The following is a 24195-nucleotide window of genomic DNA, read 5'->3' as shown; positions in this document are numbered from 1 at the left end:
CCGAAGCAGAATGAAACAGCATGGGCAATTCCTGAAAACAGAGATACAAGAGGCTCTAAGAAAAAAGGGGGATTTCACATGCAGCGCATTCAATTGGCTGAAGACCTGGAATTTTCAAGAGTGATACACGGGCTTTGGCGTCTGAACGAATGGAATGTTTCAGACGGAGAGCTGCTGAATCTGATTGAATGGTGCATCAGCCAAGGCATCACCACCTTCGACCATGCCGATATATACGGCGGTTATACGTGTGAAAAGCTCTTCGGCGGCGCTTTGTCCCTTTCGCCTTCAATAAGGGAGCGAATCGAAATCGTCACAAAATGCGGGATTGTCATTGAATCACCGGAACGGCCCGGAAACAAGTCGCATCATTATAATACATCGAAGTCTCACATTTTAGCGTCGGCGGAGCAGTCGCTTTTGAATCTGAATACGGATTATCTGGACGTGCTGCTCATTCACAGACCGGACCCGCTTATGGACCCGGAGGCTGTGGCTGAAGCGTTTCACGCGCTGAAAAGCTCGGGAAAGGTCAGATATTTCGGGGTGTCGAACTTTAAAGCGCACCAGTACAGAATGCTCGAATCCTATTTGGATGATCCGCTTATCACAAACCAAATTGAAATCTCGGCGTACGAGCTGGAAAATATTCATGACGGCACGCTGGATTTCTGTCAGGAAAAACGCATTCCGCCGATGGCGTGGTCACCGCTTGCGGGCGGGAGCGTCTTTACCGGACAATCAGATAAGGACCTCCGAATCCGTGCCGCGCTTCGTTCCGTACAGGAAGAAATCGGTGCCGCTTCCATTGACGAAGTCATGTACGCATGGCTGTTCACCCACCCGGCAGACATCATGCCGATTGTCGGCAGCGGAAAAGAGAACCGCATTTCCGCCGCGGTGCGTGCATCCGCGTACAAACTCAGCCATGATCAGTGGTTCCGGATTTATACCGGTGTCCAAGGCTGCGATATTCCATAAACAGAACAAACGCCCGGAAGCTAGCTTCCGGGCGTTTGTTTATGTGGTGTGCAATGTCTAAAAACAAGTAAGGTCACTTTGAAGTATAGCCGTGCGGATCAAGAGTAACAAGCGTCATGGCATATTATCTGACACATTTTTCTTTTTCAATACTGTCACACGGCCCAGTGCCAAATTGCCATTTGAAAATGGTTGAATAATCATTGAAAGCGTTTTATATTATAACTTACACCACTTTCCCCGGCAGCACTCCCCATATGCCATACTTCTCACAACTAGAAAATCTGGAGGCGCGTTTCATGTATATGACAGCGAGAGAACAAAAATTAATGAAACATCTTTTACTGCAGAACCGGTACGAGACAGTGCATGAACTGGCGGAAGCTTTACAAGTCAGCACAAGAACCGTTCACCGCGAGTTAAAAACAATCAAACCGATGATGGAATCATTCGGTCTGGCACTTGATAAACAGCCCGGCAAAGGACTGAAAGCGGTAGGAAACCCGGAGGACAAACAAAAACTCCTGTCAGACCTGTCCTATGAACAGTATGAATACAGCGCTGAGGAGCGGAAACTTTTAATTCTATGTTCACTATTAGAGTCTCAAGAGCCGATTAAGCTCTACAGTCTGGCGAACGAACTGCAAGTGACAAACGCGACGATCAGCTATGACCTGGATGAGCTGGAGACTTGGATTGCGCCCTTCGGCTTGACGCTGATCCGAAAAAGGGGCTTCGGCATTCAGCTGACGGGGCCGGAAAATGCGAAACGGAAAATCGTCGGCAATCTCATCGTCAACCGCCTTGATATTCAAAGCTTTTTGGAAGCGGTTGAATTGAATATTAAAGGAAAACCGGACGATGCTGAAAAAATGTTCGGCGTCGTAAATAAAGCGGAACTTTTGAAAATGGACCGGCTCTTAATACAGCTCAAGGAAAAAATCGCGATCGCCTTATCTGACAGCTCATACATGGCGCTTGCGGTTCATTTAACCTTTGCGATGGACCGGATCAGGCTCGGAGAAACCATCACGATGGAGGATTCGGAACTAAAAGCGCTGCAGCAGACGAAGGAGTACGGCTCTGCGCTGGAAATGGCAAAAGAGCTTGAAAAAGCGTTCGGCGTTTCAATTCCGGAAGCTGAGATCGGTTATATCACCATTCATTTGCGGAGCGCCAACCGCAAATACAAAACGGAATTCAAACCGGAAGACATAGAGGTTGAAACGGCCTTGCAAACGAAGCAGCTGATCGGCTTCATTTCTGAAAAAATTAAAATTGATCTGACGGAAAACGGTTCTTTATACGACGGTTTAATCGCCCATCTGGAGCCTGCGATCAACCGGGTAAAAGAAAATATCGACATGTACAATCCGATGACCGAGCAAATTAAACGCGACTACTTTCTGCTGTACATGGCCGTAGAAGAAGGAATGGAAAAATTCTTTCCGGGGCTTCTTTTCTCTGATGATGAGATTGCTTTCATCGTTCTTCACTTCGGCTCCGCTCTGGAAATCAAACGGGAAGAAGCGAAGATCAAAGCGCTGATCGTCTGTTCAAGCGGCATCGGATCGTCCAAAATGCTCGCGTCCAGGCTGAAAAAAGAGCTTCCGGAAATCCGTTCCTTTGATATGTCTTCCCTCATCGAACTGAAGGATCGAGACATCACCGCGTATGACATGATCGTATCCACCGTTCCGATTCCGTATGGAAACATAGATTACGTCATGGTCAGTCCGCTTTTAAACGAAGAAGACGCTGATCAGGTCAAGCAGTACATCAAAAGAAAGATTCCGCTGATCCTTGACAAAAAAAGAAACGGTAAAAGAGAAGAGAAGCAGCCGGAGACGCCTGATATGCTGGAAGCGGCCGGCCGTATGGCGCATTACGCGGCGGTTATCCAAAGCGTGCTGCGGAACTTTTCGATCAAATCGATTGATTCAAACACGGAGTACGAACTGTTTTTAGATCATTTGTTTGCCATGCTGGAGCAAGAAGGATTGGTTCATAATGCCCGAAAAACCGCACAGTGCCTTGCTGAGCGTGAACGACAGGGCGGACTCGGCATTCCGGGAACGGCGATGGCCCTGTACCATCTCAAAAATGAAGAAATTGTCACGCCTTTTTTCAAAATTTATGATTTGACAGCTCCATGCAGTGTCAAAGGCATGGACGGAAATTCCCTGACCGTCGACCGCGCTTTGGTGATGATGGCGCCGGCTGATATGCCCGCTGAAGGGTCGGAAATACTAAGTGCGGTCAGCTCGGCCATCATCGAGTCTGAAGACAGTATAAAAGCCTTCCAGACTGAGGATGAGGCCGATTTATACAAACGTTTAAACAAGCTGTTTTATCATTTCATTCAGGAGAAAGGACAGCGGTAAACAGGAAGCGCACACCTCATGTGGGGTGTGTTTTTTTGTGCATGTATGAGGGTAAGGGGAAGGGAAGAAACTAAAAACACGGGACTATTGTATCATTCACCGATGGAATAGTTCTAAAACAAAATAGTTTTACAAGTTATATTTTTTGGTTTAAAATGGGTTGCGTGAGAAAGAAAATCTGACAGAGTTTTTTTGTGATTTATCATTATGGGAGATGAAAATATGGAGACATTACAGCATCTGATTCTGCATGACATTTCAAATAGCGAAGAGATCGAAGCTGTAAAAAGCGGTACGCATACCCTGACCTACGCGGAATATCGAAAACGAATCAACCAGCTTGCACAAGCGCTTCTTGATAAAGGAATAAAAAAAGGCGACAGAGTGGCGATGCTTTGCAAAAACGGCCACGCGGCATCCATTGTCATGTTTGCGGCACTCGAAATCGGCGCGGTGGTTGTGCCGGTCAGCTGGCAATTAACACCTTACGAAATGAAAGGCATTTTAGCAGCCTGTGAACCGAAAGCTGTTTTTTACGGCACTGAATTTAAAGAGATCATGGAAGAAGTGCTTCCTGCGCTTACATCTTCTCTTAAACTGAAGGTCGTAACAGGAACAGCTGCGGAGACAACGCCTCAGTTTGACGCTTTATTGACAGGCTCCGGTGAAACACCGGACGTCGAAACGGTGTCTGAAAACGATACGGCATTGCTGATGTTTACCTCAGGTACAACCGGCAATCCGAAACGCTGCATGATCACTCACGGCGGCATATACAACTACGTAAACGCGACATTGGCATACACGGGGAGAATGCAGCATGTCCGCTTCTTAGCATGCCATCCGAATTACCATACGAGCGCGATTATCTGCCAGATGGTCGGCACGATGAGCGGAACGACATTCATTATGACCGACAATCAGGACCCTGTGGAAAACTTGAAGCTCATCGAAAAAGAGAAAATTCAAACCATTATGGCGCTGCCAGTCTATTTCACATACCTGCTGAAAGCATGGGAAACGCATCAGACTGACATGTCTTCTATCGTTTATATGATGACGGGAGGAACAAAGGTGCCAAGCAGTCTGATCCAGCAGTATCTCGACATCGGCATTCCGCTCATGCACGGATACGGAAGCACGGAAGCGTGGGGCATCAGCTCTTGGAATCCGCAAATGGGAATGGATAAAGCCGCTTCCGCGGGTAAACCGATGGAAGAAGTGGACGTCCGCGTTGTAGATCCGGAAACAGGTGAATTCCTTCCGCAAGGTTCAATCGGAGAAGTCGTTGTGAAAAGTCCGTTTTTATTCAAAGGCTACGAAGGTAACGAAGAAGCGACACGAAAAGTGCTGAAAGACGGCTGGTTCCATACCGGCGATTCCGGCTATGTGGATGAAGACGGATTTATCTTTATCACCGGACGGTATAAAGATGTCATCATCTACGGCGGCGATAATATTTATCCCGACCAGATTGAAGAGGTCATTCAGCAAGTGCCGGGCATTCTCGAAACGGCAGTTGTCGGTATCCCTGATCCGCTCTACGGCGAAAAACCGAAAGCGTTCATCGTGACAAACGGCAGAGAAGGCCTGACAGAAGAAGAAGTGACCCGATTCCTTCAAGAACGTCTTGCCGCCTTTAAAATTCCGGACATTGAGTTCGTCAGCGAACTTCCGAAAAACAACCTTGGAAAAGTGAGAAAAGACGTGCTCCGCAAACAAGCGGTCCGTTCATAATTGAAAACAAAAACCCGGCTGCCAGCCGGGTTTTTTTCTTGCGTTCCATGTGAAACATTTTACTCCGAAAACATTTTGAACTGTCTCAATCATGTTTATCCGGAAGACTGCCGAGGTAGACAAGAAATATGAGATCGAACAAGAAGGAGGAACTTAACATGGAAAACTATCCGAAGGAATTCCCGGCGGAATCACAAAACCGCCAGCCGGGCATTGAAAGCGAAATGAATCCGGCGCCTGTTTATGAATACAAAGAATATAAAGGCGCTGATAAATTAAAAGGAAAAACCGCACTTATCACAGGGGGCGACAGCGGTATCGGACGCGCCGTAGCGGTCGCTTACGCGAAGGAAGGCGCAAATGTCGCGATCGTCTATTTTGATGAACACGGTGATGCGGAAGATACAAAAAAACGAGTGGAAGAAGAAGGCGTAAAATGTCTGTTAATCCCCGGCGATGTCGGTGAGGAAGACTTTTGCAATGAAGCCGTTGAAAAAACGGTTGAAGAATTCGGGCGTCTTGATGTTCTCGTGAATAACGCCGCAGAACAGCATCCGAAAGAAAGCATTAAAGACATCACAAGCGAGCAGCTTCACAGAACCTTTAAAACAAACTTTTACTCACAATTTTATTTGACTAAAAAAGCGATTGATTACATGAAGCCGGGCAGCGCAATCATTAATACGACATCCATTAATCCTTACACAGGCAATCCGCAGCTGATTGACTACACGGCTACGAAAGGCGCGATTAACGGTTTTACGAGATCCATGGCGCAAGCGCTCGTCAACGACGGTATCCGTGTCAACGCCGTGGCGCCGGGGCCGATCTGGACACCGCTCATTCCGGCGACATTCTCAGAAGAAACAGTCGCTTCCTTCGGTCAGACTACGCCGATGGGCCGGGCAGGCCAGCCTGTTGAGCATGTCGGCTGCTATGTGCTCTTGGCCTCAGATGAATCATCTTATATGACCGGACAGACGCTGCATGTCAACGGCGGCGGATTTGTAACCACATAAGGAGGCTGGAGCATGACGATATCGAAGCAAGACGTAAATGCATACTATCAAAAAGCGGGAATCGTTCTGACTGATGATGAAGTCGAAGACATTCAAATCATGGATTACGGCTTAGGCAAGCTTGAGGAAACCGGGCTTCAGCTGTTTATTTACGTGAATACCGACCGCTACTGTTCGAAAGAATTGGTGCTCTTCCCGCGCCAGACGTGTCCGGAACACCGCCATCCGCCGGTCGGCAGCGAGAAGGGAAAACAAGAGACATTCCGCTGCCGCTGGGGGAAGGTGTATCTCTACGTGGAAGGCGAAAAGACAGAGAACCCAAGCGTCCTCCCGCCGGAAGAAGACAAGGAATACTATACCGTCTGGCATGAGATTGTGCTTGAGCCGGGCGGACAATACACCATTCCGCCGGATACGAAGCATTGGTTTCAAGCGGGAGAAGAAGGGGCGGTCGTCACGGAAATGTCATCGACAAGCACGGATGATCACGATGTTTTCACCGACCCGCGCATTTAAGAATGAGGCTGCACGCCTCATCTTTTTTTGTATGGAAAAAAATGAATTTATCTGTATAATGGCTAATAAAGGAAAGAAGGTGTGGTCGTGTTTTCCTGTCAAATCCGGGAACATCTGACGATCAGATTGCTTGCCAAAGAAGATACGGACGAATTGTATTCTGTTATGAAGCGAAATCAAAACCATCTCAGCGAATGGCTCAGCTGGGCGGAAGAACTGGCTGATATCGATACGTACCGCGATGTGATCATCCCCGAATGGCGCTATAAATACGCGGAAGAGAATGGGTTTGACGCAGGAATTTTTGTGAAGGGCCGGTTTTGCGGCATGATCAGCATCCATAATGTTGATACAGCCAATCAAAAAGCCGAGATCGGCTACTGGCTGGATCGAGAGCATGAAGGATTCGGCATTATCACCGCAAGCTGCCGGGCGGTCATCACCCATGCATTTCAGGATCTCGGCCTGAACCGCATCATGATCAGCGCGGCTGAAAAAAACACGAAAAGCAGGGCGGTGGCGGAACGGCTCGGATTTCAGAAAGAAGGACTGACGAGAGAGGGCATTTTCGTACAGGGCGCCTATCATGACACGGTGAACTACAGCATGCTGAAGCGGGAATGGAGCGAAGATCGGCAGAAGAGCACATTTCTTGGTTTAAATGTCTCCCCAATGTGGAAAAGTAATAGCGGAGACGTTAAAAAGGAGTGATTCTTCATGAATCAAAATGAAATCAAAGAAAAAGTGCTTGAAGTACTGGATCATCATAAAGTCGGTTCGCTTGCGACGGTAGAGCAAGGCAAACCGCATTCACGCTACATGACATTTTTCCATGACGGCTTAACGATTTACACGCCGACGAGCAAAGACACTCATAAAGCGGAAGAAATTGAAAACAATCCGAATGTTCATATTCTGTTAGGGTATGACTGTGAAGGATTCGGTGACGCTTATGTGGAAGTGGCCGGAACCGCCAAACTGAACAACTCAGCAGATTTAAAAGAAAAGCTGTGGGATCCGAAACTGGAACGCTGGTTTGACGGAAAAGACGATCCGAACCTGGTGATTCTGGAAATTGAACCGAAGCAGATCAAGCTCATGAACGCGGGTGAAAAAACGCCGGCAGAGCTGGAACTTTAATAAATCATTTGATTATTCAGGGGCAATCTGTTATAATTAACTGCTAAGTGACAACATGCAAATAAAAAAGAAAGTAAACTTCTTTTTTCTGTTTTAATATAGAAGCTTCAGGCTTCAACGGACAGCTTGAAAAAAAGCTGAGCTTATTCTTTTCCTTCTGACATTCGCCCCTAACGAAGAGATGGAAAAAAGACTTTTTGTTTTACAATTCACACCGGCGCGGCTTCGGAGCCGCAGTGACGATTGAGAGGTAGGGCTTTCGTTGTCTTGTGTTCAAGAACTTCCATGGTGTTTACTTTCGAAGAATGATTCTGTCGGAACTGTTTATACGAATCACCCGCAGGCTAAGGCGGGCAACCATATATTATTTATTTGCGTAAGAAAAGAATAAGACAAAACCGCACCGGGCATCCGGGCGGTTTTTTTATGTAACCGGCCGAAACCTCGCCGCAGTCTGCAGAGTCTAATCAGTAGAAAAGATTTGGAGGAATCATACATTGCACGTTATTACTTCACAAGTACTGTTTATCTTCTGTTTTCTGCTGCTGATACATTCGATTGAAACGCTTGCCTATGCAACACGGCTTTCCGGCGCGAGAGTCGGATTTATCGCGTCCGCGCTGTCATTATTTAATGTCATGGTCATCGTATCGCGCATGTCAAACATGGTTCAACAGCCGTTTACCGGACATCTGATTGATGCCGCCGGATCAAATGCTCTGTCTCTTGTGGGCGCCCAGTTTCGATTTTTAATATTCGGCTCCACGGTCGGAACGATACTCGGCATCTGTCTTTTGCCGACATTCGTCGCGTTATTCACCAGGGCGATTATACACTTGGCGGACGGAGGAGGCTCCGTCATGCAGGTATTTAAAAAAGGATTTTCACTGAACGGGCTGAAGCATGCGCGTTCTTATATCAGACGGCCGTCAGTCTCCTATTTAAAGGGGCTTCAATTCCGAATGATCCCGAAACGCTTGTTTGTCATTAATATGGTCATTACGTCTATTTACACGATCGGCGTTCTGTCCGCTCTGTACGCCGGCCTTTTGGCGCCTGAGCACAGCACGACGGCCGTGATGGCATCAGGCTTAATCAACGGAGTTGCGACTATGCTGTTGGCTGTGTTTGTTGACCCGAAAGTATCCGTACTGGCAGACGATGTGGCGAAGGGCAAGCGCAGCTACGTCTCCTTAAAATGGACATCATTGACGATGGTGACATCAAGGGTGGCGGGCACGCTTCTCGCCCAGCTCGTATTCATCCCCGGCGCTTATTATATCGCCTGGGTGACGAAATGGATGTAACGCATGAAAAAAGCTCCTCTGCAGAGGAGCTTTTTTATTGATAATTTCTCAGGCCGCGATCATAAATAAAATTACCGAACGGAATAAAGGCAGCGATAAAACCGGCGGCTGACCATTTCACATGCCATTTGACAGTAAACGCCGCATACGCCAGCACCGCCAGATAAATGATAAACAAACCGCCGTGAATGGAACCGGCAATGGTGACGGCGAGCGGATGATGAGCCCAATACTTCAGCGGCATCGCGATAAACAGCAGCACCAAAAGCGACATTCCTTCAATAAACCCCATCGTGCGAAGTCTGCCGATCGGCGTGTGTAACATACAGCTCCCTCCTGTCGGACATCTTTTTTCCTCTATACTATAAGCAAAGGGCAGTCCTAATATGACCATTTCGCGTCAGTTCCTAAAAAACCTTTATTAATTCAGCCTGTTGTTCTTGTCATTTTTCGGATTTCTCTTGATAATATAGCCAAAAGGGTAAGGAAGGACTACAGTCATGAAACTAGATAATGTTGATCTGAGCATCATAAAAGAACTCCAAAGGGACAGCCGCCTGTCCATGCGGGAGCTTGGCAGAAAAATCAAATTGTCAGCCCCGTCCGTCACAGAGCGTGTCAGACAGCTTGAATCTTTCGGCGTTATTAAGCGCTATACATTGGACATTGATCAAAAAAAGATCGGACTTCCCGTCTCCTGCATTGTCGAAGCGACGGTGAAAAACGGAAAATACGATCAATTCAAAACCTACATTCAATCCATTCCCAACATTGAATTTTGCTTTCGGGTCGCCGGCGCGGCGTGTTATATGCTGAAGATTAACGCGGACAGCCTGGAAACCATCGAACACTTCATCAACCGCACCTCTCCGTATGCCCAAACCGTGACCCACGTCATTTTCTCAGAAATTGACACAAAAAACGTCCTCGATTAGAGAGAGCGTGAGGAAGTCTGTTATAATAACAGGATGATTGTGAAAGAAAGAGAAGTGAAAAGCATGTCAAAAACAGTTGTATTAGCTGAAAAACCTTCAGTCGGCCGGGACTTGGCCCGCGTGCTGAAGTGTCATAAAAAAGGAAACGGATATCTTGAAGGCGACCGCTACATCGTCACATGGGCGCTCGGACATCTGGTAACGCTCGCTGACCCTGAAGGATACGGCAAAGAATTTCAATCATGGCGGCTTGAGGATCTGCCGATTATTCCGGAGCCTTTGAAGCTCGTCGTCATTAAAAAAACAGGAAAACAGTTCAATGCGGTCAAAGCTCAGCTTGTCCGAAAAGACGTCAGCCAGATCGTAATCGCTACAGACGCAGGACGGGAAGGGGAACTTGTGGCCCGCTGGATTATCGAAAAGGCAAACGTCCGCAAACCGATTAAGCGGCTGTGGATTTCCTCTGTGACGGATAAGGCGATTAAAGAAGGATTTCAAAAGCTCCGCAACGGCAAAGAGTACGAAAACCTGTATCATTCCGCGGTTGCCAGAGCGGAAGCGGATTGGATCGTCGGCATCAACGCGACCCGCGCCCTTACGACGAAATTTAACGCGCAGCTGTCATGCGGACGCGTCCAGACTCCGACACTGGCGATGATCGCCAAGCGTGAAGCGGACATTCAGGCGTTCAAACCCGTTCCTTATTACGGTCTCCGCGCGGCGGCTGATCAGATGACGCTGACATGGCAGGATAAAAAAACAAAGCAGACTAGAACATTCGATCAGACGGTGACCGGCCGTTTGGCAAAAGACCTGCAAGGAAAGCCGGCAGTCATTTCAGAATTGAAAAAAACGGCGAAGAAAAGCTTCGCACCCGGTCTTTACGACTTGACGGAATTGCAGCGGGATGCTCATAAGCGCTTCGGTTTCTCCGCAAAAGAAACGCTGTCCGTGCTTCAAAAGCTGTATGAACAGCATAAGCTTGTCACTTACCCGCGGACGGATTCCAGATTCCTTTCCGCAGACATCGTGCCGACTTTAAAAGACCGTTTAAACGGCATGGAAGTTAAGCCGTACGCGCAATACGTCAATCAAATACTGAAGCGGGGCGTCAAAGCGCATAAAGGATTCGTCAATGATGCGAAAGTATCGGATCACCATGCCATTATTCCGACAGAGGAGCCGCTGATCCTTTCAAGCCTCAGCGACAAAGAACGAAAGCTTTACGATCTGATCGCCAAACGTTTTCTCGCCGTGTTAATGCCGGCGTTCGAATACGAAGAAACAAAGGTCACAGCCGATATCGGCGGCGAAACATTTACCGCAAAAGGGAAAACGGTTCAATCGCCTGGCTGGAAAGCCGTGTATGATATGTACGAGGATGACGACGATCATGAGGAAGACAAAGACCAGACGCTCCCGGATCTTCAGCAGGGTCAGCGCCTCACTGTCTCATCACTGAAAGAAACGAGCGGACAGACGAAACCGCCGGCGCGCTTTAATGAAGGCACGCTGTTATCCGCAATGGAGAACCCAAGTGCCTTTATGCAGGGAGAAGAGAAGAACCTTGTGAAAACATTGGGTGAAACCGGCGGACTCGGAACAGTCGCCACCCGCGCTGATATCATTGAAAAACTGTTCAATAGTTTCTTAATCGAGAAAAAAGAAAAAGATATTTTCATCACGTCAAAAGGGAAGCAGCTCTTACAGCTCGTCCCGGAAGATTTAAAATCACCGGCCTTAACCGCTGAGTGGGAGCAAAAGCTCTCCGCCATCGCAGCGGGTAAACTGAAATCCGCCGTGTTCATTAAAGACATGAAAACATATGCGGGCAAAACGGTGAAGGAAATCAAAAACAGCAGCCAGACTTTCAGACATGACAACATTTCAGGCACCGCCTGCCCTGATTGCGGCAAAATGATGCTTAAAGTCAACGGCAAACGCGGCACGATGCTCGTGTGTCAGGATCGGGAATGCGGCAGCCGGAAAACGCTGGCAAGAAAAACAAACGCCCGCTGCCCGAACTGTCATAAGAAAATGGAGCTTCGCGGCCAGGGTGAAGGCCAAACCTTCGCATGTGTATGCGGCCACCGTGAGAAACTGTCCGTCTTTGAAAAGCGCAAGGCGAAAGATAAATCCGGACGCGCATCCAAGCGGGACATCAACTCTTATATGAAAAGCCAAAACAAAGAGGAGCCGATGAACAACGCGCTGGCAGAACAGCTGAAAAAACTCGGCCTGGATAAATAGATCAGTGAAAGGCAGCATTTGTAAAGAAATGCTGCCTTTTGTTGTGTTTTTAACTGTAATAGGAATACGATCCAGACGAAGAGGGGAAAGGTGAGCAGGCGGCGCTCCCATTTAAAATTTTCCAATGTGAAAAAATGCTAGTATTCTTTTATCGTTTCCTATATAGTAAAAATACTTTGTGAAAAAATAAGATATGGGTCTAAAAAAGGGTTTATAAAATAGGAGGATGGACTGTGAAGCAATTCGTTTTTCGTCTGATGATCCTTTTGATTTCGATCGTTCTGACGGCGGGGTGCGCGGAGGCCGGCACTGAAAAACAGGCGGCGGCCGAACCGTCCGGACCGCTTCAGCCCGCAGAGCATTTTATTTATCATAAATTGATGGACGGGCGGGGGATGATCCGGACGAACATATCCGGTGAGCCGGAATATTTATCTGAGTCTCTCGGACTATGGATGGCATTTTTGCTGAACAGGAAAGATGAACGGCAGTTTCAAGCGCAATATCAGCTTCTCACCGATTCGTTTCTGACGAAAAACGGGCTCGTGTCGTGGAAGATTGACGGGAATAAAGCGAGCGGCACCAATGCCTTAATTGATGATTTCAGAATTATGAACTGTCTGAATGAGGCCGGAACCCTGTGGGGAAACAGTGAATACGGGAAAACGTCGGTGCAGATCGGGAAGGCGCTGGAAAAATACAATACGAATGACGGGTATTTTACGGATTATTATGATGCCGCTTCAAATGCCGCGTCAAAGACCGTGACGTTGTCCTATGTCGACCCCGGCGCCTTACAGATGCTCAGAGAAAAGGGAATTATCGATGAGAAAACGGAAAACCTGAACCTTGATGTTCTCAATCTTGCGCCCCTGAAAAATGGTTTTCTGCCGAAATCGTTCAATACCGAAACTAAGGAATACAAATATGACAGCGAAGTGAATATCATCGACCAGCTGTACGCCGCCGTGAATCTGAAGCGGGGCGATGGCAAAGCCGCTGTGCTGTCGAAATGGATGATAAAGGAATTTAAGTCGCGCGGACAGCTGTACGGACGATACAGCGCAGACACGAAGGAGCCGGCGGTTCAGTACGAATCACCATCCGTTTACGCCCTGGCCGTTCTTTTTTTAGCAGAACAAAAAGCTGATCCGGCTGTCATCAAGCCGCTTTATGAAAGAATGACTTCATTTGAAACACTGGACACGCTGAAACCTGATTACGGCGGCTATATGAGCGGGGACGATACACATTCTTTCGATAACCTGCTGCCGCTTCTGGCTGAAAGGAAATTGTTTAATGAAAATATCATTCAATGAATCACAAAAACTGTGCAGCTACACAGCAGTTATGCTGGTGCTGCTGTCTTTTTTTATTTACTATGCGTCTCAGCAATCCGCAGGGCTTCTGATCACCTGCATCACATTGCTTGTTGCGGGAGCCGGCATATGGTTCGGGGCAATCTACGCGCTCGTCATCACCTTACTCGTCTTATTTGTTCTCGGCAGCCTGCTCCTGTGGTTTCAGACCGGGAGCTTTATGGCGTCTGCCGGTGCCGAAAGTCTGCAGGTGCTGGTCATTTGGGGGATTGGGCTGCTGCTCTTTTCTTACATAGCAGGAAGGATTCACGAGTTGGCGAAGGGGCTTGAGCGCTCAGTGAAACAGCTGCGTGAAGAGATTACGAGCTTTGTCGCCGTCGACAGGGTGACCGGCTTTGACAACCATCTGCGGATGAAGCTGGAACTGTCTGAGGAAATCAAGCGGGCGGAACGCTACGGCAATTCCTTCGTCTTTTTGCTGCTGCACATGCATTATTTCAAAGAATTCAAATCCCTCTACGGAGAAAAAGAGACCGATCGTCTGCTGGCGTTTATCAGCCGCCAAATTCGGTCAAGCGTTCGGGAAACAGACAAAAAATTCAGGCCGTCCGCCGAACGGTTCGGCATCGTGCTGACCCATACGCCTGAAGAAAACATGCCGGCCGTTCTGGCGAAGCTGAAAAAGGAATTGGATACGTACCGGCTGCAAAACGGTAAATACGTCTCCATCACCTTCCGTGTATGTTACTTGGCGTACCGAAAGGATTTACAAACGGCCGAGCAATTTTTAAATGAACTGGAAAACGAGATGATGATGAATGAACTCTAAATGGATACGTCTCTTACTCTCGGCGCTCTTCATGATTTCGGCGGTTTATGTTCCCCTTACGGCGGAAGCAAAAGACAAAAAGGACGGCATTCTCATTATTTATACAAGCACGGACGGCAAAGAAACCGCTGAAGTCAAAATGCTTGATCTGACCGCGGGCCATTTCTCATCCGCCGTCACCGTGAAAAGCGACGGAGACATCACAGCCGCGGACCTCAAAAAGAATCGGCGCGTCATCTATTACGGCGTCACGAAAAAAAAGCTCAGCGCATCATTTGTGTCTCTGATCAGCAGTATGCCGCAGCAGCTTATCAGCATCGGCTATAACGCCGGACAGTTCCGCCAATTTGCGGGTTTGTCCCTGGCAGAAAAAGAAACGGTATACCGCATTTACAGCAAAGAAGAAAAAACAGACATGCCGCTTGAAAAAGGGATGTCCGTGCTCGGCGTATCGGGAGTAAAAGGGGAGCCCCTTTATACATACCGGTCCGGTGACGGCAGCACCCGCCCTTTTATGTGGAAAACGGCGCGCTCTGACTATTATTTCGGTATGACGAGCCTGTTAAATGATTCGTTTCTGACGGCGAAAGCGCTGCGCAACGCATTCGGAGAATCAGAGGGCGGCACCCTCCTTTATTTACGGCTTGAGGACATCAGTCCGATGTCAGATGAAACATTGCTTTACGAAGCGGGCGCTTACCTGCATAAAAGACACATTCCGTTTATTCTGGCAGTCATTCCGGTCTATCTCAATCCGGAAAACGGAGAAAAAGTATACCTGGCGGACAAGCCGAAAATGGTAAGTGTCCTGAAAAAACTTCAGCAAATGGGCGGCAGCATCATTATTCACGGCTACACGCACGCATACCGATACAGCGAAACGGGAGAAGGCTTTGAATTTTGGGATGCCAAAGCGGATCAGCCGATTACGTCAGAAAATGCGGATGATACTCCGGTCAAGCTTGAAAAGGAACAGGATTTTCCGAATGAAAAAGCGTACCGGGCGTATGTGAAGCCTTTCCGTGAAAAAGAAAACATCTACACGAGAACGAAGCTGGAGCAGGCGATTGACGATCTGACAGAGCTCGGTCTTTACCCGCTGTCATTCGAAGCGCCGCACTATACGATGTCTGAAGAAGGCTACAAAATCGCATCTTCTTATTTCTCCAGCATTTTCGGACAAGTGCAGCTCAGCGGCACGACGTGGAAAACTTCGGGCGCCCCTCCGTTCGTCTCAAAGCCGGCTATGCTGGACGGGATGACGCTGTACCCTGAAACAATCGGTTATGCCGATAGCTCAAAGGAAAATCCGCTCAGAGATATGGAGAATCATATTTCGCAGATGATTGATTTCGGCGGCGGAACGGCGGGCGGTTTCTACCATCCGTATCTCGGCATGAAATACCTCCCCGAGCTCGTCAATCAGATGGAGCGGATTCCCGGCGGCGAGTGGCTCGATCTGAAGAAAACGAAGCAAACGGTAACGTCGGACAGCGTCAGGATCAAAACGGACGGAGACGGAACCATTCATGTGGAAAACAAGATTCATCCGATAACGGCCTTTTTCAATCACCATCAGCAGACGCCTCTGGAAAAAGCGCTTTGGATTCTCTCCGGCGTGGTGTTATTGTTTATCATCATGTTCGCCTGCTACGTTCTTTATTTGCGCGCCACATTAAAAAAACGAATCTTTAAGGAGAGAAGAAGCCTTGAGTAACATTCTGTTTTTTATCTCATTAAGTTTAATATGGGTGATGCTTCTCTATCACATGTTTCTGATGCAGGGCGGATTCAGGCATTATATGACCTTCGAACGGAACATTCCGAAATGGCGCGCAAAGATGGGGGAGCTCCCGAAGGTCAGCGTGCTCATTCCCGCGCATAACGAGGAGGTCGTCATCAGGCAGACGCTGAAGGCGATGGTGAACCTGTATTATCCGAAAGACAGGCTTGAGATCATCGTCGTTAACGATAATTCCTCCGACCGGACGGGAGACATCGTCAATGAATTTTCCCGTCAGTATGACTTCATTAAAATGGTCATCACAAAGCCCCCGAACGCCGGAAAAGGAAAATCTTCGGCGCTGAACTCAGGGTTCGCGGAATCGAACGGAGACGTGATCTGCGTGTATGATGCAGACAATACGCCGGAAAAAATGGCGGTGTACTACCTGGTTCTCGGTCTGATGAATGATGAGAAAGCGGGAGCGGTTGTCGGGAAATTCCGTGTCATCAATGCGGCCAAAACGATCCTGACGAAGTTTATCAATATTGAAACCATCTGTTTTCAGTGGATGGCGCAGGGCGGCAGATGGAAATGGTTCAAAATCGCCACCATCCCGGGAACGAACTTCGCGATCAGGCGGAGCATTATCGAACAGCTCGGCGGCTGGGATGATAAGGCGCTGGCGGAGGATACCGAGCTGACCATCCGCGTGTATAATCTCGGGTATCACATCCGCTTTTTCCCGGCGGCCGTGACATGGGAGCAGGAGCCTGAGACATGGAAGGTCTGGTGGCGTCAGCGGACAAGATGGGCGCGCGGCAACCAATACGTCGTTCTCAAGTTTTTATCCCAATTTTTTAAGCTGAAACGCAAGCGGATCATCTTCGATCTGTTTTATTTCTTTTTTACGTATTTTTTGTTTTTCTTCGGTGTGATCATGTCAAACACGATTTTTATCATCAATCTTTTTTACGACCTGCATCTGGCAGTCGGGTTTTTGGCGATGATTTTGTGGATACTGGCCTTTTTCCTGTTTATGACTGAGGTCATGATTACTTTAAGCATTGAAAAAACAGAAATGAACAAACAAAACTTCTTTATCGTATTTCTGATGTACTTTACATACTCCCAGGCTTGGATCGTGCTCGTCATCTGGTCATTATTCACAGAGATCAAGCACCGCTTGTTCAAGCAGGAAGTCAAGTGGTACAAAACGGAGCGATACAATCAAAATAAAAGCGGGTGACCTTTTTGAAAAAAGCGATCATATTGATAACTGGCCTTTTGCTATTGATGTATAACGGGCAGGCGGCCGCGGCCCGGGAACTGAAAACGGACGGTTCCGCCCTCGGAACAAGCGCCGGCGCAAAAGAGCAGCAGGCGCTGACTGGCGATCTGATGACACTGTACGGGGCGAAAGACAGCGCAGAGCTGACCTATCAGATTCCTGCGGGAGCTTCGAATGCCGATCAGTCGCTTCTGATTGATTACGAGGCGTCAAACTTATTAATTGCCCCGTCTTCTTTAACCATCGTGATTGATGATGAACCCGTCAAATCCATAAAGCTTGACGGCAGTTCAAAGCGGAAAACGGTGAAGCTCAATCTCAGCAAAAGCCAATCCGCCCAAGGCTATCACAATGTATCATTACGATTTTACGGCGTATTAAAAGAGGGCGTCTGTGTCAGGCAAGATACGTCAGGCAACTGGATAAAAATTTATCCGGACAGCCGCCTTGTGCTTTCAGAAGCAAGCAAGTCAAAGGGAGCGGATCTCGGCCATTTCCCATATCCGTTTGCCCAATCAGGCAATACGGGTGAAGAAACCGATATTATCCTTCCTGACAAACCGACCTCGGCGGAAGCTGAAGCAGCAGTCAAAACAGAAGCATTTCTGAAAACGGCAGACAGCAGGCTGAAGGTTTCCTATGTTAAAGAATCCGACGCCGGCAAAATCAGCAATCCGTCAATTGTCATCGGTGCTGATCAGCATTGGAACGGGAAAATAAAAGAGCTTTTCGAACGAGGGAACATCAAAGCGGAAGACAACAAACTTCTTCTCGCTGAACGGGTTCTGACATCAGGGGACAAACGGCAGCCCGTCCTGTTTGTCACGGCGCAATCAGACAAAACGCTGGCGGATAAAATCCGCGTCATCACAGACAGCGCTTATTCAAGCCAGCTGGGCGGAGATACTTTGACAATCGGCCGCCTTCAGCCCGCTGCGGAAAAGACAGGCAATAAACTGACACTAGAGGACTTCGGTGCGGGAAATGTAACGGTCGGATCAAACAAAACGGCGTCAGAGCACTTCTTTTACCCTGCGGCGGCCGCTGTTGATAAAGACGGTAAGGTCAAGCTTTCACTTACATTAAAGACGTCGGAATCAGTCCGGAAGAAGGCGGATTCAGATGATGACGCTGAGAGAGCGGAGCTGAACGTCATGGTCAACGGACAGCCGAATGCGGTGCGTCTTGATGATCTCGGCAATCAAGATAAAGACGGCTTTTACCACGTCTCAATCCCGATTGATCCGAAGCTTTTGCGAAGCAGCAGGTACATTGATCTGCAATTTGTCACATCAGGTTTGAAACATAACAATCCGTGTATCGACCGTGACGAAAACAAATGGGTCTATATTGATAAAAGCAGCACGCTGACGTATCCGGTAAGCGATGCGGCGCAGAAAGCGGATTTCGGGCAATGGCCGCTCCCGTTTGCGGACGGCGGGAAAGAGAAAACAGTGATCGTCATCCCGGATGACGTAAACATGCAGACACTGAAAGAACTTTCTCTGGTGGCGGATTCATTCGGAAACGGCTTTACCGTAAAGACGGCATCAGACATGAAGGAAGCGGATGCCAAAGGCCGGAATGTTGTGTTTATCGGAGGCCTGCCGCAAATTCCGCTTTTGAAATCAAACGCCTCTAAGCTTCTCGTGCCATCAGACCGCAGCGGAGCTTACGATGTTTCTTCGTTTCAGATGCTGAATGAGACAACGAAACAAGTCGCGTTTACCCAGAAATCACCTTGGGACTCAGACAGCAGTATTGCTGTTTTTGCTCCGTTATCAGGAAGCGGCGCGGCTGTCACAAAAGAGCTGATCAGCTTTTTAGACAGCACAAGCGATGCGGCAACCGTCGTCAACGAAACGACAGGCAAGCAGCTGTTTTCGAACCATCAGCAAATCAAGTCAGATAACAGCAGTCCATCGGCTGATACCAAAAGCCGGTCCGCAGCACTGAACGTCACGTATATCGCTGTTTTCGCGGCGCTTATGATCATTGCGGCCGGTCTGATCTGGCTGACGGCAAGAAGGAAAAAAAGAAAAACGGATCATGAAAAAAGCGAAGAGTAATGAAGGAAAAAGAGGCCGTTAACAGGCCTCTTTTTTTGTATTTTTATTTCCATTTTTGGCGGTGATTTTTTTATTTTTGAAACAGCATAAAAGCCCCTTTACAACTGAACGGGACGGGAGTATGATCTCTTTTATAATCTATATCGCTTAATCTGTAATCAGAGCGGGGGAACCAATTTGCGGCGCGTCATGCCGCTTGGGGTGAATCCTTTTTCAGGTAGGGCCAACTCTCATCAGCCCGAATCCGACAGCTAACCTCGTAAGCGTTCATGAGAGGAGATGAATGAAACCTGTGCACGATTATGGCGCAGGGGCATCCGTTTGCCTCTGTGTCTTTTTGCTGTGCTGAAATAAGGCATGCAATCAGCATTCGGAGACATCATAGCAGTAAGGGTTTGTAAATCAAACGGAAAATGAAAAAAAGGGGAAGACAACAAATGTACCATTCAATCAAAAGATTTTTGATTGGGAAACCGCTGAAATCACAGGCGGCCGGAGAGCAGAAACTCACGAAACTCAAGGCGCTCGCCATGCTTTCTTCAGACGCGCTCTCATCAGTTGCTTACGGAACGGAACAGATTCTGATCATTTTGGCTGCGGTAAGCGCGGCTGCGTTTTGGTATTCCATTCCGATCGCAGCCGGCGTTCTCATTTTGCTGCTTGCTTTGATTCTGTCCTACAGACAGATTATTTACGCTTATCCGCAAGGCGGAGGCGCTTATATGGTTTCAAAAGAAAACCTTGGTGAGAAGCCCGGCCTGATTGCGGGCGGCTCATTGCTTGTTGATTATATTCTGACGGTGGCGGTAAGCATTTCTGCCGGAACTGACGCCATTACATCGGCTTTTCCGGCTTTGCACTCGCATCATTTGCTTATTGCTGTTTTGCTTGTGATTATGATTATGATTTTAAATTTGAGAGGACTGTCAGAGTCGGCGTCCATTTTGGCGTATCCCGTCTATCTGTTTGTGGCGGCGCTTGTCCTTTTGATCGTCGTCGGACTGTTTAAGCTCATGACGGGCCAGGTTCATCCGGCCGAACACACGCCGATCGGCACACCCGTGGCGGGCATCACGCTGTTTTTGCTGCTGAAGGCCTTTTCATCCGGCTGTTCGGCACTGACCGGTGTTGAAGCCATTTCAAACGCGATCCCTGCCTTTAAAAATCCTCCGGCGAAAAACGCGGCCCGCACTCTGGCCATGATGGGGATTCTGCTGGCGATCTTATTTACGGGGATTACGGTGCTGGCGTACGGCTACGGCACGGGACCGAAGCCTAACGAGACCGTTATTTCGCAAATCGCCGCGGAAACTTTCGGCCGCCATACGGTGTATTATTTCATTCAAGGCGTTACATCTTTGATTCTCGTGCTTGCGGCGAATACGGGCTTTTCCGCTTTTCCGCAGCTGGCGTTTAATTTAGCGCGCGATCAGTATATGCCGAGAATGTTTACGGTACGGGGCGACCGGTTAGGATTTTCAAACGGAATCATCTTTCTCGGGATTGCGTCCATCTTGCTCATTCTTTTATTCGGGGGCCGCACAGAACATTTAATTCCGCTTTATGCCGTCGGCGTGTTCATTCCGTTTACGCTGTCGCAGACGGGAATGTGCATCAAGTGGATCAGGCAGAAGCCGAAGGGCTGGGCGGTAAAAATGCTGATCAACTCATGCGGCGCCGCCATTTCATTTATGGTGCTGTGTATTTTATTCGCGACGAAGTTCAATCTTGTCTGGCCGGTGCTGTTGTTCATGCCTGTTGTCGTCATGCTGTTTTTCGTCATTAAAAATCATTACACCGCGGTCGGCGAACAGCTGCGGGTCGTTGATCAGCAGCCTGAGGAAATCAGGGGAACCGTCGTCATCGTGCCTGTCGCCGGTGTCACCACCGTCGTCCAAAAATCGATTCAGTATGCGAAATCATTATCGGATCAGGTCATTGCGGTTCATGTTTCCTTTGACAGAGAAAACGAAAAAAAGGTGGAAAAGCGCTGGGAAGAACTTCATAACGGTGTCCGCCTCGTCACCCTGCATTCCTCATACCGCAGTCTGGTTCACCCGTTTGATAAATTTCTGGAAACGGTCGAACAGAAAGCGAAAAGAGAACAGTTCTCTGTGATGGTGCTGTTTCCGCAATTCATTACGAAAAAACGCTGGCAGACGATCCTTCACAACCAATCAGCCTTCTTGCTCCGCGTCCGGCTGTTTTGGAAGAAGGACATCATCGTCGCCACACTGCCGTATCATTTTAAAAAGTAACGGCAAAGACCGCAGGCTGAAATGCCGCGGTCTTTTTTGTAAAGGAGGACGACATGGCACAAGGCGCTTTTGTCATCATACAAAATGACGGGCGGGACATATTGCTCGTAAAACGAAAAGACATTCCCTTATGGGATTTGCCCGGGGGCGGGATCGCAGAAGGTGAAACACCTGAATCCGCAGCCGTCAGAGAGGCTTTCGAAGAAACCGGTTATAACGTGTCCATCCAGCAAAAAGCCGGTGAGTATGAAAGGCCGGCATTTGAAGATACACAGCACGTTTTCATCGGATCCATTAATGGGGGAACTCCGCTGATGAACGGGCCGGAAACCGCCGCTTTACGCTGGTTTTGTCCTAATCGGCTGCCGCTGTTCATGGTGCCGAACAGAAAACGGCAAATAAAAGACGGACTCAATGGGGCGGCAAATCGTAAGGCAGTCCTTAAAGACCGAAATCTGTTATCCATCCTTGATCTGCTAAGAAAAAAGCTGAGAGTATAGCCCGTGTTTCAACCCGTATGAAAAAGGGGATGAATACAGATAAAAGGAGGATGCAGTATGCCAAGTAAAACAGCAGGACACGTAATGACGGAGCTGCTTGAACAATGGGGAGTCGGTCATATATACGGCATTCCCGGAGACAGCATTAATGAATTTATCGAAGAACTGAGACATGAACGAAATAACCTGACATTCATCCAAACCCGGCACGAAGAAGTCGCAGCCCTGGCCGCCGCGGCTGAGGCAAAACTGACCGGGCAGATCGGTGTCTGCCTTTCAATCGCAGGACCGGGGGCCGTTCATCTGCTGAACGGTTTATACGACGCCAAAGCGGACGGCGTTCCGGTGCTGGCGATTGCGGGACAGGTGGCTTCCGATGAAATCGGCCGTGACAGCTTTCAGGAAATCAAATTAGAGCAAATGTTTGAGGACGTGGCGGTGTTCAACCAGCAAGTACATACGGCAGAAGCGCTGCCCGATCTTCTGAATCAGGCGATCCGCACGGCTTACAGCAAAAAAGGCGTTGCCGTTTTAACCGTTTCTGATGATTTATTCGCGCAAAAAATCAAACGGGAGCCGGTTTACACATCGCCGATATACCTCAAAGCTGATATAGAGCCGAAAAAAGAACATCTCGTGACATGCGCGCAATATATTAACAACGCAAAAAAACCGGTCATTCTCGCCGGCCAAGGGTTAAAATCAGCAAAAGAGGAGCTGCTCGCATTCGCCGATAAAGCGGCCGCTCCGATTGTCATTACCCTGCCGGCAAAAGGGGTCATACCTGACAGCCATCCCCACTTTCTCGGGAATCTCGGGCAAATCGGCACAAAGCCTGCCTACGAAGCAATGGAGGAATGCGATCTGCTGATCATGCTCGGCACATCGTTCCCATACAGGGATTATCTCCCGGATGATACGCCTGCCATTCAGCTTGATTCGGATCCGGCGAAAATCGGCAAGCGCTATCCCGTCAATGCGGGAATCGTCAGTGATGCGGCTCTGGGGCTGAAAGAGCTGACGGAATACATTGAATATAAAGAAGACAGAAGATTTTTGGACGCCTGTACCGAGCACATGAAGCATTGGTGGAAGGAAATCGAAAAGGATGAAACTGAAGCGACTCATCCGCTCAAGCCGCAGCAGGTCATCGCCCGGCTTCAGGATGCGGCCGCAGACGATGCCGTTCTGTCGGTGGATGTCGGAACGGTTACGGTGTGGATGGCCCGCCATTTTAAAATGAAGAAGCAGGACTTTATCGTATCAAGCTGGCTCGCCACGATGGGATGCGGGCTTCCGGGAGCGATTGCCGCAAGCCTTGCCGAACCTGAGCGGCAGTCCATCGCTGTTTGCGGAGACGGCGGATTTTCAATGGTGATGCAGGATCTGCCGACGGCTGTTAAATATAAACTGCCGATTACGGTTGTCGTTTTAAACAACGAAAATTTAGGCATGATTGAATATGAACAGCGGGTCAAAGGCAACATTGACTACGTCACCCAGCTGCAAAATATGGATTACGCCGCTTTTGCAGAAAGCTGCGGAGCAAAAGGCATCAAAGTGACGAAACACGAGGAATTGGCTCCCGCCTTCCACGAAGCGCTCAACTCAAACGAGCCGGTCGTCATTGACGCCGTCATCGGCGACGAGCCGCCGCTTCCGGGAAAAATCACTTACGGCCAAGCGAAGGGCTTCAGCAAATACATGCTGAAAAACTTCTTTGAAAACCAAAAAATCGAAATGCCGTCACTCAAGAAAAGCTTAAAACGGCTGTTTTAACAAGCCGGCGGTTATAAAAAAATAAACAGGCTGCATGCCTGTTTATTTTTTTGTTTGTTGAGCGACTTGGCTTGCATATAGCCGTCCTAAACAAAAACGGAGATTGTGAAAAGCCACGGCTGGCGGGGCGATGGCTCAAACCGAAAGAGAAGCCCGAG

The 24195-nt window shown here is 48.5% G+C and carries 19 protein-coding genes and 1 riboswitch; of the genes, 18 read left to right on the top strand and 1 reads right to left on the bottom strand.

All coding sequences use genetic code 11. From position 1 onward, the window contains the following. Positions 1-78 precede the first annotated feature (78 nt). From HWY38_RS13300 to HWY38_RS13265, 8 genes are all read left to right on the top strand, one after another. Positions 79-981 (top strand): aldo/keto reductase family oxidoreductase, encoded by a 903-nt coding sequence (locus HWY38_RS13300; RefSeq protein WP_038456976.1) that lies wholly within the window; start codon positions 79-81, stop codon positions 979-981. 299 nt (positions 982-1280) lie between these two features. After that, complete coding sequence (locus HWY38_RS13295; protein ID WP_224182010.1) at positions 1281-3365, top strand: BglG family transcription antiterminator; 2085 nt, start codon at positions 1281-1283, stop codon at positions 3363-3365. A gap of 222 nt (positions 3366-3587) precedes the next feature. After that, the gene (locus tag HWY38_RS13290) at positions 3588-5102 is read left to right on the top strand and encodes a class I adenylate-forming enzyme family protein (RefSeq protein WP_224182009.1); all 1515 of its coding nucleotides are present in this window, start codon (positions 3588-3590) and stop codon (positions 5100-5102) included. Positions 5103-5260: 158 nt separating this feature from the next. Further along, complete coding sequence (locus HWY38_RS13285; protein ID WP_224182008.1) at positions 5261-6121, top strand: SDR family oxidoreductase; 861 nt, start codon at positions 5261-5263, stop codon at positions 6119-6121. Positions 6122-6133: 12 nt separating this feature from the next. Continuing rightward, positions 6134-6637 carry a D-lyxose/D-mannose family sugar isomerase gene (locus HWY38_RS13280; protein ID WP_224182007.1) on the top strand — a complete coding sequence of 168 codons (504 nt, stop codon included), beginning with the start codon at positions 6134-6136 and terminating at the stop codon, positions 6635-6637. 87 nt (positions 6638-6724) lie between these two features. After that, a complete protein-coding gene (locus HWY38_RS13275) occupies positions 6725-7348 on the top strand; it encodes a GNAT family N-acetyltransferase (protein WP_007609469.1) in 624 nt (207 codons plus the stop codon). A 6-nt stretch (positions 7349-7354) separates the two neighbouring features. Further along, positions 7355-7777 carry a pyridoxamine 5'-phosphate oxidase family protein gene (locus HWY38_RS13270; protein WP_003156270.1) on the top strand — a complete coding sequence of 141 codons (423 nt, stop codon included), beginning with the start codon at positions 7355-7357 and terminating at the stop codon, positions 7775-7777. 497 nt (positions 7778-8274) lie between these two features. Further along, positions 8275-9084, top strand: a complete 810-nt coding sequence (locus tag HWY38_RS13265; RefSeq protein ID WP_007609475.1) for a lipid II flippase Amj family protein — start codon at positions 8275-8277, stop codon at positions 9082-9084. Between the two features lie 34 nt (positions 9085-9118). Here HWY38_RS13265 and HWY38_RS13260 read toward each other — a convergent pair whose 3' ends face one another. Further along, on the bottom strand, positions 9119-9409 hold the full coding sequence (locus tag HWY38_RS13260; RefSeq protein WP_003156265.1) for a DUF3817 domain-containing protein: 291 nt from the start codon (positions 9407-9409) through the stop codon (positions 9119-9121). Between the two features lie 175 nt (positions 9410-9584). Between HWY38_RS13260 and HWY38_RS13255 the strand changes: the two genes are divergently transcribed. From HWY38_RS13255 to HWY38_RS13210, 10 genes are all read left to right on the top strand, one after another. Beyond that, on the top strand, positions 9585-10019 hold the full coding sequence (locus tag HWY38_RS13255; protein WP_003156263.1) for an Lrp/AsnC family transcriptional regulator: 435 nt from the start codon (positions 9585-9587) through the stop codon (positions 10017-10019). Between the two features lie 63 nt (positions 10020-10082). Beyond that, on the top strand, positions 10083-12269 hold the full coding sequence (locus tag HWY38_RS13250; RefSeq protein ID WP_029326219.1) for a DNA topoisomerase III: 2187 nt from the start codon (positions 10083-10085) through the stop codon (positions 12267-12269). A gap of 233 nt (positions 12270-12502) precedes the next feature. Beyond that, positions 12503-13588, top strand: a complete 1086-nt coding sequence (locus HWY38_RS13245) for a lipoprotein YdaJ (RefSeq protein WP_224182006.1) — start codon at positions 12503-12505, stop codon at positions 13586-13588. Continuing rightward, a complete protein-coding gene (locus tag HWY38_RS13240; protein WP_105938082.1) occupies positions 13569-14417 on the top strand; it encodes a diguanylate cyclase domain-containing protein in 849 nt (282 codons plus the stop codon). The genes HWY38_RS13245 and HWY38_RS13240 overlap by 20 nt, the downstream gene beginning before the upstream one ends. Then, entirely contained in the window at positions 14407-16134 is a 1728-nt protein-coding gene (locus tag HWY38_RS13235) for a DUF2334 domain-containing protein (RefSeq protein WP_224182005.1), read from the top strand. The genes HWY38_RS13240 and HWY38_RS13235 overlap by 11 nt, the downstream gene beginning before the upstream one ends. Further along, positions 16127-17389, top strand: a complete 1263-nt coding sequence (locus tag HWY38_RS13230; protein WP_017419244.1) for a glycosyltransferase family 2 protein — start codon at positions 16127-16129, stop codon at positions 17387-17389. The genes HWY38_RS13235 and HWY38_RS13230 overlap by 8 nt, the downstream gene beginning before the upstream one ends. 5 nt (positions 17390-17394) lie before the next feature. Then, the gene (locus HWY38_RS13225) at positions 17395-19500 is read left to right on the top strand and encodes a cellulose biosynthesis cyclic di-GMP-binding regulatory protein BcsB (RefSeq protein WP_224182004.1); all 2106 of its coding nucleotides are present in this window, start codon (positions 17395-17397) and stop codon (positions 19498-19500) included. Positions 19501-19634: 134 nt separating this feature from the next. Next, positions 19635-19781: riboswitch (cyclic di-AMP (ydaO/yuaA leader) on the top strand. Between the two features lie 156 nt (positions 19782-19937). Then, complete coding sequence (locus HWY38_RS13220; protein ID WP_224182003.1) at positions 19938-21758, top strand: APC family permease; 1821 nt, start codon at positions 19938-19940, stop codon at positions 21756-21758. Between the two features lie 53 nt (positions 21759-21811). Further along, the gene (locus tag HWY38_RS13215) at positions 21812-22258 is read left to right on the top strand and encodes an NUDIX hydrolase (protein WP_224182002.1); all 447 of its coding nucleotides are present in this window, start codon (positions 21812-21814) and stop codon (positions 22256-22258) included. Between the two features lie 57 nt (positions 22259-22315). Continuing rightward, on the top strand, positions 22316-24037 hold the full coding sequence (locus HWY38_RS13210; protein ID WP_224182001.1) for a pyruvate oxidase: 1722 nt from the start codon (positions 22316-22318) through the stop codon (positions 24035-24037). Positions 24038-24195 lie beyond the last annotated feature (158 nt).

Source organism: Bacillus sp. KS1 (assembly GCF_020075515.1).
In the GTDB taxonomy this organism is placed as follows: domain Bacteria; phylum Bacillota; class Bacilli; order Bacillales; family Bacillaceae; genus Bacillus; species Bacillus velezensis.
Note: the sequence above shows the minus strand (reverse complement) of the source record. Positions and strands in the feature narration are given on the sequence as shown.